General features: G+C 67.0%; 11 protein-coding genes and 1 tRNA gene. 10 read left to right on the forward strand and 2 right to left on the reverse strand.

Annotated features, from left to right (window positions below):
• The first annotated feature begins 101 nt into the window (after nucleotides 1-101).
• The 7 genes from DFR74_RS29110 to DFR74_RS29140 all read left to right on the forward strand — a co-directional run bounded on the left by DFR74_RS29110 (nucleotide 102) and on the right by DFR74_RS29140 (nucleotide 8717).
• Entirely contained in the window at nucleotides 102-890 is a 789-nt protein-coding gene (locus tag DFR74_RS29110) for a helix-turn-helix domain-containing protein (RefSeq protein ID WP_067514196.1), read from the forward strand.
• A gap of 489 nt (nucleotides 891-1379) precedes the next feature.
• Nucleotides 1380-2090: a hypothetical protein gene (locus DFR74_RS29115; RefSeq protein WP_067514195.1), complete on the forward strand. Its 711-nt coding sequence runs from the start codon at nucleotides 1380-1382 to the stop codon at nucleotides 2088-2090.
• Nucleotides 2091-2390: 300 nt separating this feature from the next.
• Nucleotides 2391-2912 (forward strand): hypothetical protein, encoded by a 522-nt coding sequence (locus DFR74_RS29120; protein WP_067514194.1) that lies wholly within the window; start codon nucleotides 2391-2393, stop codon nucleotides 2910-2912.
• A gap of 54 nt (nucleotides 2913-2966) precedes the next feature.
• Complete coding sequence (locus DFR74_RS29125) at nucleotides 2967-4442, forward strand: site-specific integrase (RefSeq protein ID WP_232331926.1); 1476 nt, start codon at nucleotides 2967-2969, stop codon at nucleotides 4440-4442.
• Nucleotides 4442-6196: a hypothetical protein gene (locus tag DFR74_RS29130; protein ID WP_067514192.1), complete on the forward strand. Its 1755-nt coding sequence runs from the start codon at nucleotides 4442-4444 to the stop codon at nucleotides 6194-6196. The genes DFR74_RS29125 and DFR74_RS29130 overlap by 1 nt, the downstream gene beginning before the upstream one ends.
• Nucleotides 6193-8316 carry an integrase gene (locus DFR74_RS29135; protein WP_232331925.1) on the forward strand — a complete coding sequence of 708 codons (2124 nt, stop codon included), beginning with the start codon at nucleotides 6193-6195 and terminating at the stop codon, nucleotides 8314-8316. Before DFR74_RS29130 ends, DFR74_RS29135 begins: the two co-directional genes overlap by 4 nt.
• Nucleotides 8313-8717, forward strand: a complete 405-nt coding sequence (locus tag DFR74_RS29140; protein WP_067514191.1) for a hypothetical protein — start codon at nucleotides 8313-8315, stop codon at nucleotides 8715-8717. Before DFR74_RS29135 ends, DFR74_RS29140 begins: the two co-directional genes overlap by 4 nt.
• 8 nt (nucleotides 8718-8725) lie before the next feature.
• Here DFR74_RS29140 and DFR74_RS29145 read toward each other — a convergent pair whose 3' ends face one another.
• Entirely contained in the window at nucleotides 8726-9025 is a 300-nt protein-coding gene (locus DFR74_RS29145) for a hypothetical protein (RefSeq protein WP_147265983.1), read from the reverse strand.
• An 802-nt stretch (nucleotides 9026-9827) separates the two neighbouring features.
• On the opposite strand from DFR74_RS29145, the gene DFR74_RS38115 reads away from it, so the two are divergent.
• The 3 genes from DFR74_RS38115 (at nucleotide 9828) to DFR74_RS29160 (ending at nucleotide 12079) form a co-directional block, all read left to right on the forward strand.
• Entirely contained in the window at nucleotides 9828-10028 is a 201-nt protein-coding gene (locus DFR74_RS38115) for an excisionase family DNA-binding protein (RefSeq protein WP_113975348.1), read from the forward strand.
• A 229-nt stretch (nucleotides 10029-10257) separates the two neighbouring features.
• Nucleotides 10258-11664 carry a site-specific integrase gene (locus tag DFR74_RS29155; RefSeq protein WP_084538202.1) on the forward strand — a complete coding sequence of 469 codons (1407 nt, stop codon included), beginning with the start codon at nucleotides 10258-10260 and terminating at the stop codon, nucleotides 11662-11664.
• 343 nt (nucleotides 11665-12007) lie between these two features.
• A tRNA-Val gene (locus DFR74_RS29160) sits at nucleotides 12008-12079 on the forward strand.
• Nucleotides 12080-12130: 51 nt separating this feature from the next.
• On the opposite strand, the gene DFR74_RS29165 is transcribed toward DFR74_RS29160, so the two are convergent.
• On the reverse strand, nucleotides 12131-15370 hold the full coding sequence (locus DFR74_RS29165; RefSeq protein WP_198161920.1) for a BTAD domain-containing putative transcriptional regulator: 3240 nt from the start codon (nucleotides 15368-15370) through the stop codon (nucleotides 12131-12133).
• Between the last annotated feature and the right edge of the window lie 264 nt (nucleotides 15371-15634).

Raw genomic sequence — 15634 nt, forward strand, 5'->3', positions numbered from 1 at the left:
GCGCGCAACCCATTCTGGTAGGAAATAAACGAGGTCTCGGGGGTAACCAATTATCGTAACGCGATCATCTGCCGTGCCGGAAGACCCAGAAAGGGGGGACCATGCCCACCGGGCGAGCCCGTCGACCCTCTGCCCACACCACGGCACCACCCACGCTCGGTGCCACGCTCAAGCAGATCCGCGAACACCGCGGCTGGTCGCGCTACACCGCCTCGCGGCGGTGCGACGTCAGCGAGACCTACATCAAGGACATCGAGGTCGGCCGCGGCAGGCCCAGCAACGAGGTCTTGGACGAACTCGTCGCGGGCTACCGCCTCGACCCGATGCAGGCACGTCACCTCTACAACCTGCGCCACACACCTGAGGACCTCGCACCACCGGACCAGCTGCGCGAACGGATCTCCTCCTCCGAAGCGCTGCGCACCGGCTTGGTCGATCTGGACCACCGCGGCATCCTCGCCGCCTATGTGGACCCGACCTGGACAATCCTGTGGTCGAACAGCAGATTTCAGCAAGCCGTCCCGGGACTGGCTGCCGACATCTCGGTGCCGGTCTGGGTGTTCTCGCACGACGGTCTTCTCGCACTTCACGACTGGGACGCCGAAGCCAAGATCGCGGTCGCGTCGCTGCGCGCAGTGGCCGGTCGGTATCGCGACTCCGTCCAGGTGCGCACCAGCTTGGCCGTCCTGGCTCGCAACCCCGAATTCCGCGAGCGATGGGCTTCGACCATCGACGTCATGTTCATCCGGCCTTCCGACGTCCCGCTCCACCTGCGCAACCCTGACCGGACCACCACCTCCTACACCTTGCGCATCTCGCCCACCGACTCGACCGGGCACATCTCCCTGCTCCAAGCCGTCGAGTCCGTCACCGCCAGCCCAGCCCTCTGACCACAAGCAACCGTGGGTGACGTTGAGCAGGCCGACCAACCAGTCGTCGGAAGGTCCGCACCTACGCCGATCCCGACCGCCCCACGGGTCGCCGAAGCCCTGCGCGAACGTCGGTCGATGGAGTCCGCGGCTGGCGAAGCAGCTGGACCACCGTCATCGGCCTGCTCGACTCGATGGCGTGATACCGCAGCGAGCTGGCACGCATCGAACGACTCCTCGACGACATCGCCGCCCTGGAGCAAGCGGCAGCCGACGACACCATCTCGCAACCGCTTCGCGATGCCACAGGCAACGAGCTCGACACCGTCTACCTCGCCCCTCAGGACGAACAACTCGACGACCTGCGCGCGGGTTGGACACTCGACTCACCGCGCTGCGGGCGCTCGTTGACAACTCCACGGGGCGTTTCAGTGTGATCCGTCGCCGGTGGTGAGGATGGGGGATGGCCCACGGTCCACGACCACAATTGCGACGAACAGGAGAGATTTCGTGACCGACTTCGACCTCGATGAACTGAACTCCGACGCGCAGTACCGGGTCGACGTGCTGGCCGCTCGTGCGGGACTGCCGTCGCTGCCGGTGTATGTGCGCGAGACCGGACTGGATGCGGCGACCAGGGTGTATTTCCTCCCGGCGCTTCGCCAGCACCGGCACCGTCCCCCCACACCGCACCGCATCGACGTACACGCGAGCACCTACGCCGAACTCGACGCGCCCTTGCGCGACGCGCTACTCGCGCAGGCGGTCGCACTCGCCAACGACCCCGCCGCCACCCAGATCCCCATCCGGGCACCATGGTGGCGCACAGCCGTGATCCGTTGGTCCGGCAACACATTCTGGTGGGTCGATCTCGTCACCCTCGCCGCGCTGCTCGTCGTCACCGCCATGACGATGTGGTCGTGGCCGGACCTGGTGGCCGTGGCGTGGATCGCCGCTGTGCTGTGGGTGATCGCCCGACTCTTCTCCGCTGCGGACGAACGCGAACTGATCCTGCGCACCGACCGCCGAGCCGCCGAGATGGCTGGGGCACCCCCGGTGCGCTACCTGCTGATGTCGCCGCCAGCACCCCCTCTCGAGCCCACGCACCGGCTGCTCCGCTGGCACCGAAGATGGCTGCACGCCGAACCTCCACTCGCCCACCGCCTCACCGCCGCGACGGCCGCCGACCCATCCGAGGACGGAGCTCCGAAATGGTGTTGACCGCGTCATTGCCGCTGACCAACGTCATGCGCGGTGCGCTGGCGGGCCCCGGTCCGCTGTACCGCACTTGCGCGAGATCCACTGCGGCACAAAGTGACTCGACCGACCCTGTACGCAGCGGCGACCTCGCCCACCTCAGACCCCCGCACTCGTTTCGCGGCCCTGCCGATCATCCGACCCATCACGAGACAGTCCTTGCCCAGCCCAGGACGCCTCGACAGGCCCCGGCCATGTGTTTCATGATTGACAACCGAGTGCGTTCATCCCTGCCGCGTCTCCGTCAGATCCCGAGGACACACGATGCTCACAGATCTGCACTGCCCGCACTGCCGCACCACCCACGCCCTGCAAGCGATCCCCGCGCTCTACGCCGCTGGCACCGGCACCGAGGTCACAACCGGTGACTACCACGGCGTCGGATTCACACCCTACGGAGCAGTTCCGGTCGTGGCCACCGCGACCCGAACGAGCACGCACTCGACCGCTCTGGCCAGCGCACTCAATCCCGGACCCGGAACTCGGCCCATCGAAGGTCTCCTCCTCTGGGGCACCCTGGCCCTCCTTCTACCCCTGATCATGCTGCTGCCCGTATCCGCGATGCTCAACGACGCCACCGAGCGGGAGGACCTAGCGCAAGCGATGGTCGTAGGCTTCCCGACACTCATCGCGTTCTCCGTGCCGACGATCGCCTGCTACTGGATAGCCCTCGCCCGCGCCAGGCAGAACCAGCGAATCCGCCGCGGCCGCCCCCTCGCCCACGCCGTCTGGGCGGCAGGACTCTACTGCCGCCGCTTCCCTATTAACTCTGTGTGTTGCAGCTGATCATGTTGCAGTACATAGAGGAGGGTGATGTCCAGGTTGTGGACGGTGCATTGGGTGTCCGCGGAGCTGGTTGCTCCGGCCGGTCAGCATCCGCTGCTGGATGAGTGGCGGGATCTTGTCGAGCGGGAGGAGTCCTTCGGGCTGGATCCGGGTGACCCGTTCATGGTGGATCCGGACTTCCGGGTGGATGCGCGTTTGACGCGCTACTTCGGCCGGTCGTCGTTTGCGAACCTTCGCAAGGCGACGAAGCGCTCGTACACCACGGATTATCGGGTGTTCTTCAATTTCTTGTGGAGCCGCGGGAAGTACTGGGACGCAGCAGATTACGATGATCTGCTCGACTTCGAGGATTGGCGGCGGCGGTCGCCGCGCAACATGCGGCGGATCAGCGGCTCGAAGTGGAACCGGGAGTTGGCGGCGCTGAGCCGGCTCTATAGGTGGGCGGTCAAGCAGGGGTATGTGGCCGAGAGCCCGGTCGGGGTCAAGACGGTCCGCAACCGCTACGGGGACCTGGTGGGGGTGGCCGAGGCGCGCGCGAAGGATGTCCGGTCCTCGAACGTGAAGTGGTTGACGCCCAGGGCGTTTCGGTTGTGGCGCGATGTCGGGCTGCGTGGTTACACCGCCGAAGGCCGCATGGACTCGTCCTGGCGCGGCCGTCACGATGACCGCAATGCCGCGTTCGCCGACCTGTTGTTGAGCAGCGGATTGCGGCTCGGGGAGGGCGGGTCGCTGTTGACGATCGAGCTGCCTGCCTCGGCGAATACGCCGCAGCGGTACGTCGAGGCCCGGCTGGCGGCGGCGGTGGCCAAGGGCAAGCGGGCTCGCACGTTCTATGTTTCGGCGACCGTGTTGCGGGAGGTCGAGGCGTATTGCGCCACGACCCGCAGAGCGGCGATCCGGCGGGCGCAAACCGGAGGCCGTTACGACGAATTGGACGATATCTGGCTGGTGGTGAAGCAGTCCGGGTGGCAGCAACGGGTGCTGCATTGGCGCGACCGGCACGGCCGGACCGGGGAACGCCGGATCGATGCGCTGGAGCCGGACGAGCGGCGGCGGTTGTTCGTCCAGGGGCAGAGCGGGCTGGAGCCGCTGTGGTTGTGGCTTGCCGAGGACGGGACCCCGTTCGGCTGCCATTCCTGGGAGGCGGTGTTCCGGTCGGCATCGCGGCGTTGCGCGGCGATGCTGACGGGGGTGGTGCCGGATCCGCCGTTCGCGACGCCGCACATGGCGCGGCATTCGTTCGCGCTCTACATGCTGGTGGCGTTGCACCGGGCGCTGGACATGCGGCTGGATCTGACGCCCGAGGAACGCCGCGACTACATGCTGCTCTACATGTCGCCCTGGCGGATGGTCAAAGACCTCCTCGGGCACGCGAGCGAACAGGTTACCCGCGATATCTACCTGGCCCCGGTCTCGGACCTGGAGGTGCGGTCACTGTTGATCGAGGACGATGATCCGGATGTCGCCGAACTGCTCGCGAAGCTGGCGGCGGCGTCGGACCGGATCCTCGATGCCGAGGTGGCCGGCTGATGGCGCGGGGAGTGCACGCCGCGCTGCCGGCCGAAGGGCACCGTCGGCCATCGGTGCTCGACGATGCCGGTCCGGTGGTCACGCACATCAGCGAGAAGGGTGATCAGCGGGCGATCTTCGACTTCGGTGCGTTGCCGGTGTCGGCTGCCTTGCAGCGATCTCTCGCTGCGGCGTTCGCGAGCCGGATCTACCCACCGGGGGAATGGCGATCGACGGTCTCGAGCACGGAGGTGTGGTTGCTGGTCCGCACGTTCACTCGATGGCTCGCGCAACTGGACCCTCCACCACAGTCCATCGCCGACATCACTCCGGCGGTCTGGAACCAGTGGAGGGTCAGTCGCCCACAGAAGCCGTTGGGACAAAGGCAGATTCGCAAGATCGCGGCACTGCTGAAGCGCGATGATCGGCTTCCCGAGGCGACTCGCGAGGCGGTCCTGCGACGGGTCGCTTACTCGGGTGCCACGGAATCGGCTTATTCGCCGGAGGAATTCGAGGAGATCAGACAGGCTGCGGCTGGCCACTTCCGGCGGGCCTGGCAGCGGATCGCCGAGAACCGGGCGCATCTGGATGCTTGGCGGTCGGGCGCGTTCGACGACGGCAGCCGCGAGTGGGTGCTGGGTGAAGCGCTCGACCATTTGGCGCGGACCGGGGATGTTCCTGTCGATGTCGGCGCGGACGGTCATCGTCGGGTCGTCGCGTCCTACCTGGACGCGCTGGGCGGGATCAGCTCGGAATGGACCTGGCGGCGGCTGTTTCTCGACCGGGTCGAGATGGTCTCGCTGGTGACGCTGATCGTGAGTGCTCACGGCTGGAATCTCACGGCCGTCTCGGAGATGGTGGTTCCGCAAGTGCTGTCCGCGTCAGCGCCGGGTGAGCCGATCGTCTATCGGGCCGAGCTGGAGAAACGCCGACGCAACGCGACCCACCGTTACGAGACCCGCAATCTGACCGACTGGGGCCCGAACTCGCCAGGGCGGCTGTTCACCCGCGCGATCGAGGCCACCGCCCCGGCCCGTGACCTGTTGCGCGCTCACGGCGCTGCGACCGATCTGCTTCTCGTCTGGCACGTTCATCTTCCTCTGCTGGTCGCCGATCGCGCTGCGCTGCTGCGCACCGGCATCGGCACCGGCAACGGCGTCGGCGACCCGGCCTTCCGTCGATGGAGCCAGGTGACCGGGGCCGGGGAGCTGAATCTGCGGCGTTTGCGGCGCACCGTGACCGTCCTGCATCGGCGCACTCCCACCCAGCACAGCCGTGACGTTCACGACAGCGTCTACGTTCTACGTGATCCAGCCACGCACCGGGGCGCCGAAGCGGTGATCGCCGAGGGGATCGCCGATGCCGTCGACCACGCCAAAGCTGTTGTCGCGGCGAGAGTTACCGATGATTCCTGCGCCGGTGACCGCGGCACCGACACTGCCACGGCGAACTGCGGCGACTACACTCACAGCCCGTTCAGCCCGCACGGATCGCCTTGCCGGGCATCGTTTCTGCTCTGCCTGGCCTGCGCCAACGCGGTGGTCACACCGCGGCATCTGCCGCGCCTGGCCTACTTGCACCAGGCACTGGAAAGCCTGCGCACCGTTCTTCCTGCCCGGACCTGGGCCCACGATTGGCGCGAGCACCACAGCCGGCTGACCCAGCTCAAGGACAGTTCGTTCACCGCAGCAGAATGGGCCGACGCGCTGACGGCGGTCAACTCCAGCGACCGCGCGACCATCGAGTTGTTGCTGCGCAAGGGGTTCGACTCGTGACCGCGCCATGGCGGCAACCAGCTCTCCCGGCTCCCGCCGATCCGGTGGTCGACCCGGCAACGGTCGCCGAACAACGCCGCGAGCTCATCCCTCGATTCGATGATCCGGTCTGGTCGCTGACATTCACCAGTGACAATCCGTCGACTACCAGCGACCGGATTCAGTGGCAGAGTTTCCCTGCGGAATTGCGTGAGCAGTTCCGTCACGCCGTCTGGGCGCTGCTGAACTTCCCGGTCCCGGACACGGTGCTCACTCGTGGAGGCTCGACAATGCGGGCGCGGCTGAGCCCTCAACGGATGTTCGACACCGCCGTGACCTGGCGGGTATTCGCAACCTGGCTCAGCGAGCGCGGCATCACCGAACTGGCCCAAGCAACCACCGATGTCCTTGCCGACTACGGAAACTACGTGGTCAAAGCTCGTAAAGTCGCGCGCAACACCGCCACGAGCCACCTCATCGCGCTGACCCGGCTCCGCGCGTTCGCGCCTCACCTGCCGACCCGGTCGCGCATCGGCGCCCCGCCCTGGGAGACCGAAGGTCTCGACGATTATCTGCCCGCGGCCACTGCCGCCGGAGAGAACTCGACCGAGCCGATCAGCCCGGCCACCATGGGTCCGCTGCTGATCTGGGCATTGAAGTTCACTGAAGAGTTCGCCGATGACATCCTCGCGGCCCGAGCCGTGGAACAACGACTGCGGCGGGTCGTTGCCCAGACACCCGACACCGACCTGCCCCGCGGGACACCGCCGGCACTGATCGCCTATCTCGAAGACCTGGAGGCAACCGGGAAACCCCTGCCCACGCACACCACCCTCCGAGCTGGCGCCGCGGCCACCTACATTGCCGCGATCACCGGCACCCCACACAAGAAGGCCCACCGCGTTCTGAAGACTCCGCGCTGGCAGCGCTATCGCAAGACCAACCCTGGACGGTGTCCGCTCGACATCCCGATTACCGGCCTGATCGAGGGCGAACCCTGGGTCAGCGCCATCGACTTCGACCAGGTCGAGCCATTCGTCCGGCTGCTGAGCACCGCGTGCTTCGTGGTCATCGCCTACCTGACCGGGATGCGCCCGAGCGAAGTACTTGCCCTCGAAGTCGGCTGCTGTCCCGAACCCCGGCCAGGCCGCGACGACAGCTCCGGCGGCCGTCGTCATCTCATCCATGCACGGCATTTCAAGACCGCCCGCGACGCCGACGGCAATCATCGCTCCGCTGGTGAGCTGCGCGAAGTCCCCTGGGTTGCTGTTCCACCCGTGGTCACCGCCATCAGGGTCCTGGAACGCCTCAACGGCCCTGCCGGACTACTGTTTCCCACCCAGCGCGGTGAAAGGCACGGCCGGTCGCTGGTTCGCGGCACCGTCGTCCAGTGGGTCGAGGGATTCGTCGGCTGGGTCAACGAGCACACCACCAGGCCCGGCCGCGGGGTCGCTATCCCCGCCGACCCGCACGGCAACATCGGCACCGCCCGGTTCCGGCGGAGCCTGGCCTGGCACATCGCTCGCCGGCCCGGCGGCCTGGTCGCCCTCGCGGTCCAATACGGACACATGCGCACGGTGATCAGCGAGGGCTACGCCACCCGTCAACGCGACGGCATACACGAGCTGCTGGACCTGGAAACCGCTCGCGCGGTCGCCGAACAACTCAGCGAGGTCCACGACGCCCTCGACCACGGAGAGGGCGTCTCCGGGCCTGCTGCCCGGCGGCTGATCCGCGCCGCACACGAGCAGCACGACCGCTTCGGCGGTCTGGTCACCACACCCCGGCAGGCCAAAGCCCTGCTGTCGGATCCGGCGCTGACCGTGTTCGACAACGCCGACGCCTACCTCGCCTGCAACTACGACCCCGGCAAGGCCCTCTGCAACCCCGCCAACGCCAGCGGGCCCACCCCAACACCGAGCCTGGACCGCTGCCGCACCAACTGCTCGAACATCGCCCGCACCGACACCCACGCCCGACAACTGCGCACAGCCGCAGACCAGATCCGCGCCCAAGCTGATTCGCCGCTCGTTCCGCAGCCCGTCGCCGAGCGGCTCAAACACCGCGCGGCCTCACTGATCGAGCTTGCCGACACCCACGACCGCACCCGCATCACAACCACCGATCCGGAGCCACGATGACCACCGACCAACGCGGCCAGATCCGCGCCGCGATCGACCGGCTGCTGGCCGGGACCCCGCTACGATCCGACGGCGCTCTGACCGTCGTGTCCCTCGCCGCCGAGGCCGACGTCAAACGCCACGTCCTCACCCACCGTCACACCGACCTCAAAGACGAGTTCTACGCCCGCGTCCGCGCGCAAGGACACACCCCCGCCAGCGAACAGCAACTGCGCGACGAGCTGGAATCCACCCAGCGCAAACTCGCCGAAGCCCGCAAGAAGATCCACGAGCTCGAACAATCCGTCGAAGCGTTCGCACGGATCGTCAACGTCCTCACCGTCGAAAACGACCGCCTCACACAGAAATCCGGCCGCATCGGCAGCCGGACCGTCATCCCGATCAACCCCGAGACGAATTGATGTCTGCGCTATCCGGCGGCCTGAACCTCGTCATCGCCGAACAACAGCAGCTGCCGCAGCGCAGTGGTGCCCGCGCCGATCCGGCGCAGGCATCGAGCGCAGGTGATTTCCGCTCGCGTCGGCGCCAAGGCCGTCGGCGACCACCCCGCGACACCCGTGTGACAAAGAAGCTCGGGCACTTCCTCGTCCTCGACCCATTGCCCGAGGCTGACCGCATGCACCCTCCGCCCGGCCCGCACCACGGCATGCACGCCAGGGGCACCGAACACTGCCCGAGTCGAAGCAGCAAGCGGAGCAATATCGGTCACGCGACCACCATACGATCCGGCACCGACAGAAAAGACTGACTATCCAGCAGCTGAGCGGCCGATGGTGATCTCTCGGCATGCCGGTCTTGCAACACGCCCAGACTTGACAGGGAACACCGATGCGGCTGCTGCTTCTGGCCCGAACCGACAGCCCCCGGAGTACCCGTCCGCGAACCCCTCACTCCCGCGGCATTCACCCACCATGTCTGGCGCGCGGGCCTCTACCTGCCGCACTGACGGCTACCACGTTGCGCCTCATCACCTGACAGTCTCCTTCCGCAGATCGGTTACGGCCCCGTGCCGCCCGTTGCGGACTTCGTCTACAGCAACGTCCAGCTACCGTTCCGTTGCCACAATCACAGCATGCTCAGTCGATAAGGGTTGGCTGCCCCGCGCGGTCGCTCGAGTTCGACTGAGGGTGGCGGCCGGAGCCCTTGTACGGTTTGATTGAGGCGAGGGATCGAGGTCAGATGCACAGCCGATGGAGAAGTATCCATGGCTACCGCGCAGACCTCCATGACCGAGGAGCGATCCGAGCCGTCCGGCTCACGCCAACTATCCGGCCCGCACGCTCGTAGCGGCAACACCCAATCAAGCGCGCTCGGCGGCAATAGGTCGATCCAGGACCCCGCAGAACATGATTGCCGTACGGACGGCCCTGCATCGCCGGTCCGCGCCAGTGGCCGACGGTTGCCCCCCGAATGGCGACATCTGCCCCGCCTCCGCCGCCGGCCATCGAAGCCGCGTCTCCCGCGCCGCAAATCACGCATGCGCGTGCACCGGACAGTCAGGCTGCGCCGACATGCCTGACCAGGATATCGCGGCAATTCTCAGTCGACTTCACTCGGAAGCGACCGTATCCGTAAGCGAGTTCGCTCAGCTCGTAGGAGTCGGCCGATCCACCGCCTATGCCGCGATAGCAGCGGGATCAATACCCGCAGTACGAGTCGGTCGGCGAGTTCGAGTTCCGTCCGCATGGGTTCTGCGCCAGCTGAACGGTTGATACATCCCCGCCAGATTACCCCTGCCACCGCGAACCGGTCCCGTTGGCGGTGTATACGCATGAATAGACAGTGTCAACGGCGCACAACTGGCGCAATTGCCGCGCTCCAGCACATCTGCGGGCGGACACACTTTGTCAACAAGATTTCACCGACAAATCTCTGAAACCGTTCCGCTGGCACCCCGAAACTATCGGCCAGCCAACGATTCCCCGACCGAAGGGACCAGTTATGCCTACGGCGAAGTCTTCCCAGGCCGACCATGACCCCGAATCGAACAGTGAGACAAGCCCGATCAAGGAGCGCGTCGCTAAGAACGGCCAGGTAACCTACACATTCCAGATCGACGTCGGCAAAAGTCCGGACGGTCGGCGCAACCGCCCGCGATTCACCTACCCGACCAAAAAGAAGGCCATCAAGGAATATCGGAGAATCAAGACCGAAGTCGACGCCGGGACATTTGTGAAACTCACCGAACTCACCGTCAACGAGGCGATCGACAAATGGATCCGAGGCCGCAGACGCGTTCGGCGTGTAACGCTCGAAGGTTACGAGTACGACCTCAAGCCGGTACGCCGCAGGCTGGGCGGAAAGAAACTGCGTGACCTCGCCAAGGATGATGTCGATGAATTGGTCGAGTGGATGCTCAGCGAAGGGCGAGTCGGGCCGCGGCACTATCAGCCGGACTCGCTTTGTTCACGGATCGCCGCGCATCTCGCCAAGCATCCCGCCGGACTTCCGGCCAGCGCGATCAAATCGGAATTTCCGGACACTGACATATATACCGCCTTGTCAGCACTCTACAAAGCGGGTCGTGTTCGGCGTCCTCGGCACGGTTTCTACATTGCCGCCGATCCGGCAACCATTTCCGGACCTCCCGGGGGCGTGAAGCCGATCACAGTGCGAACGATGCTGTCGACATTCGGCGGGGTAGTGCAGTCATTTGTCGACCAGGGCGCCCTTCCTCGGAACGTTGTAAAACTTGTCGAGCGCCCGTTGGACGAAATCGATGACGATGACGACGATGTCGAGTCAAAATCGTGGTCCCTGGAGGAAGTCACCCGGTTCCGCGAGTTCATTCGCGGGGAACGCCTGTACGCCTGCTGGCTCCTGTCCTGCTACGGTGCCCGCCGCAGCGAAGTGCTGGGGCTGCGCTGGAGTCGCATCGACGACACCAGGATTCGAATCCGACGCGGACGTGTGAAACTCCGCAAGGGCACCGACGAAGGGCTGCCGAAATCGAAACGCAGTCGCCGGGATCTGCCACCGCCAGCGGACCTCCTGGCAGCATTGAAATCGCTGAAGATCGTTCAAAAGGCGGAGTGCCTAGCCCGCGGCGAATCCTGGTCCGACGATCGGCTCGTCGCAGTACATCCAGACGGTACCCCCATCACCCCGGAGTGGTACAGCGACGAGTTCCATCGAATCCGAGAACGCGCGAAACTCAGGCGAATTCTGCTCAAGGGACTTCGCAACACCAGCGTCAGCCTGATGCTCACCTCGGACATCCCCGCGCACATCGTCGCAGCGTGGCACGGGCACCACCCTGCCGTAACGGTCGGCATCTACTCCGAGGTCGTCGCCGAGGATCTGCAGCAGGCAGGCGGGAGCCTCTTCCCGCACAACGACGGCATCTGAGCGGCAGACCACCCCGGACGCGCGGGTTCGCGCGGACGGGAACGAGATATGGTTGCCAAAGATAGCCAATGGTCTTGCAGCGGCCAGTACGCGCGTATCGGGTGGTGGGCAAAAACTGGCCCTGAGCAGATGGTTCGCGGAATCCCAGTGTGCCAATAGTGTGCCAAGACGCGCCCGCACAGGCTGGACAGGCCGACACAAGCTGGACGTTCGCGAATGTCGGCTTCCGGGCTCCGCGCGCGGCACCGAGGCGGCAATCGTGGCCTCGACCTGGCGGTTTGATGCCGATCGCCTGGTCACGGTAGATTCATCACCAATCCCCGTCAGTCTTCGCTGGCGGCCCGGACGTATAGCTCAGCGGTAGAGCACTGGTTTTACACACCAGCGGTCGGGGGTTCGATCCCCTCTGCGTCCACTCATGAAATGCCAGGTAGAAGCAATCGGCTCGGTGAGTCGGAGCACAGAACTACGACACCGCGTGGTCGCGCAGAACTCTCCGCACCTGTTCAACCGTCGCCGGCCAAGGGCAGGTTTCCAACGGCGTATCCCGCCCGCCGACGATCAGCGGGCGACCCTGGTGGTATTCGACGGCGAAGCGGTCGTCCCCCAGGGCGGTGCGGACGGTGGTGGTAATGCGCTCGACGTCGGTGCGTTCGCCGCCGGGGAGGGGGGCGGCGGCGGAGCAGCGGGCTCCTTCGGCGGCGCCGAGGAGGCGAGCGGCGGTGGTGTAGTGGCCGGCGAGGGTTTGGGCGCCGGCCAGGCCTTCGAGGGCGAGGGCGACCGCCCGGATGTCGCCGGTCTCCATCGCGGCTTCCAGTCCGGCGGAGTGGAGTTCGTGCGCGGCGGCGGCGTCGCCGCGCAGGTCGGCGATGAAGCCCAGTTCGGCCAGGACGAGCGCGAGCCCGTTGTGCGCGCCGATATCGCGCAGCCAGTGCACCCAGCGGGTGAGGTGGGCTTGGGCGTCGTCGAGTTTGCCCTGCCTGCGCGCGCTCAGGGCCAGTCCGATCTCGGCGAATCCCTCACCGAGCCAGTTGGCGTGGCTGGCGGCCAGCCGCATCGAGCGGTTGTGCAACTCGTCGGCCACGTCGAATTCGCCTTGGAGCAACGCGATTCGCCCCAGCAGGGCGAGTTTGTGCGGTATCTCGGTCCACAGGCCGAGGTCTTCCACGATGCGCAGCCCTTCCCGGTGCAGGGTCCGCGCTTCGGTGTAGCGGCCTTCGATCTCGGCGAGCACGCCCAGCGCCTCGATGGCCTTGAGCCTGCCCCAGCGGTCGCCGATCTCGGCGAACATGGCCGCGCTCTCCTGGGCGCAGCGGCGCACCACGGCGAGTTCGCTGCGCCCGGTGCGCTGCGCGGCGCGGGTGCTGAGGCAGACCGCGATCCCCCACCGGTTCTCCAACGCCCGGAACGTCGCCAGGGCGTGTCCGACGCTCTCCTCGCTCTCCTCCAGCGCGCCGGTGTACCACTGCGCGTAGCCGAGCAACCATTCGCCACGCGCGTATTCGAACAGTTCGGCGGAGGTCTCGTCGCCGGACAGTTCCACGGGCGGGAACCGGCGCGGATCGCCGTCGCCGATGAGCAGTTCGATCCCGGCCCGCCACAGCGCGGTGGTGGTGCGTTCGACCGGCCGCAGCTCCTCCCCCAGCTCGGCCAGGGCGGAGAGGTAGCGCAGCATCTCGGTCAACCGGCACCGCAGGAAGCCGTACCACAGGCTGGCGCTGACCAGCCGCATCGCCAGCCGGGCGTCCCGGCGGGCCAGCGCGAAATCGGACGCCTTGCGCAGGTTGGGCCCGTCGACGTCGAGTCGTTCGAGCTGGCGCAGCTGATCGGGTCCCAGCAGGGCAGGGCCCATCACCTCACCGAGGGCCGCGTAGTAGCGGGCGTGCCGGGCGCGCCATTCGGCGAGTTCGCCCATCGCCTCCAGCCGTTCCACGCAATAGGCGGAGATCGATTCGAGCAGCCGGTAGCGCGGCCCGTCGCGGCCCTCGTGCATGACGACCAGCGACTGATCCACCAGCCGGGCCAGCGCGGTCAGCACCTCGCAGGAGTCCCCGGCGTCGCCGAACAGCGCACCCACCGCGGCCAGCGAGCAGTCCTCGGCGTGAATCGCTATCCAGCACAACATGTCCCGCTCGGGTTCGGACAGCAGTTCCCAGCTCCAGTCGATGGCCGCGCGCAGCGAGCGGTGCCGGTCCGGCGCGTCGCGAAAGCCGCCGGAGAGCACCTGGAATCGCCGGTCGAGCTGCGCCAGCAGTTCCCGCACCCCGAAGACCCGCACCTTCGTCGCGGCGAGTTCCAGCGCCAGCGGCAGTCCGTCGAGTTTGCGGCAGACCGCGGTGATGTCGCGGCAGTTGGCGTCGTCGAACCGCAGGCCGGGCACGCGCGCGGCGAACAGCTGCGCCGCGCTGGACTCGACCAGCCGTTCGACACTGGCGGTCTCGGCGTCGGGCAGCGCCAGCGGCGCCACCGGGACGATCGTCTCGCCGCGCACGGCCAGCGGCGCGCGACTCGTCGCCAGGATGCGGCATTCGGTGCGTTCGGCGAGCACGGCCTCGACCAGCCGGGCGGCCGCCTCCACGACGTGTTCGCAGTTGTCCAGCACCAGCAGCGCCCGCCGCCCGCGCAGGAAGGCCACGATCCGGTCGATCGCGCCCACCCGCCCCGGCGGCTGGGAGCGCGCGCGGTATCCGGGCGGCGGCGCGTTGACGTCCACGCCCAGCACGCCCAGGATCGTGTCGGCGAGCGCGTCGGGACCGGGCGCGCGGTCCAGTCCGTCGAACTCGATGAACCACACGCCGTCGGCGAAACTGTCGACGAGTCCGCCCGCGATCGCCAGTGCCACCCGGGTCTTGCCGACACCGCCGGAGCCGATCAGCGTGACGAGCCGGTCGGACAGGACTTGCGCGGTGACCTCTTCGACCATCGCGTCGCGCCCGATCAGCGGATTCGGCGGTTCGGGCAGATTGTGCCCGGCCGAGAGCACCTCGCCCTCCGGCACTTCGGGCAGCAGGGCCGGGTCCTGGTCGAGGATGGCGCGGTGCAGGTCCACGATCTCGCGGCTGGGGTCAGCGCCCCTGGTCTCGGCCAGCAGCGCGCGCAGTTCGGCGAAGCTGTCCAGCGCGTCGGCGGCGCGACCGGCCCGGTAGAGCGCGCGCATCTGGATGGACCGCAGGTTCTCCCGGAGCGGATGCTCGCGCACCAGTTCGTTGATCTCGGCCACGAGCGAGCGGTGTTCGCCCAGTTCGAGCCGCAGTTCGGCCAGTTCGCTGCGCGCGGCGATCCTGGCCTCCTCCAACGTGTTCGCCGCTTCCCGGGAAAACGCGAGGTCGAGGAAGTCGGCGAAGGCGGGTCCACGCCACATCGCGAGGGCGTCGCGCAGCATGTTCACCCGCAATCTCGGATCGCTCGCGCGCTGGGCCCGTTCCACGAAGGCGAGGAACCGCACGGAATCCAAGCAGTACGGCTCGGCGCGGAAGAGGTAGCCGGTCGGCGTGGTGACGATGCAGTCCCGGCCGCCCGGCTCGGCGTCCTCGAGCGCGCGGCGGAGCTGGGACACCTTGGTGTGCAGGGAAGCGACCGGATTGGCGGGCGGGACGGCCGGCCACATGTCATCGATCAACCGGTCGACCGACAGCGGTTCCCCCGCGTTGGCCACCAGATCGGCGAGCAACGCGCGCACACGTGACTCCGGTATCGAGACGGCCACTCCAAGATCCGTAGCGACCTCGAGCGAGCCAAGGATCCCAAATCGCACGCGGCAAGGGTACCCAGGCAACACTGCGGAAAGTTGACCGAAAGTTCAACGGTTGGTTCGGAAGTGCGCCGTAAGCAGACCGGAAGCGCGATCCGACACAATTGATCCGAGTGATCTTCTCCGGCCTCGGCGGAAGCGATCCGTGCTGGTAGCGGCGAGTGCCGGGTCACCACGCGGCACCACGCCGCCCTGCCCGCAACGTCGCCGGCGCATCGT

It is taken from the genome of Nocardia puris (assembly GCF_003315035.1).
GTDB lineage: Bacteria > Actinomycetota > Actinomycetes > Mycobacteriales > Mycobacteriaceae > Nocardia > Nocardia puris.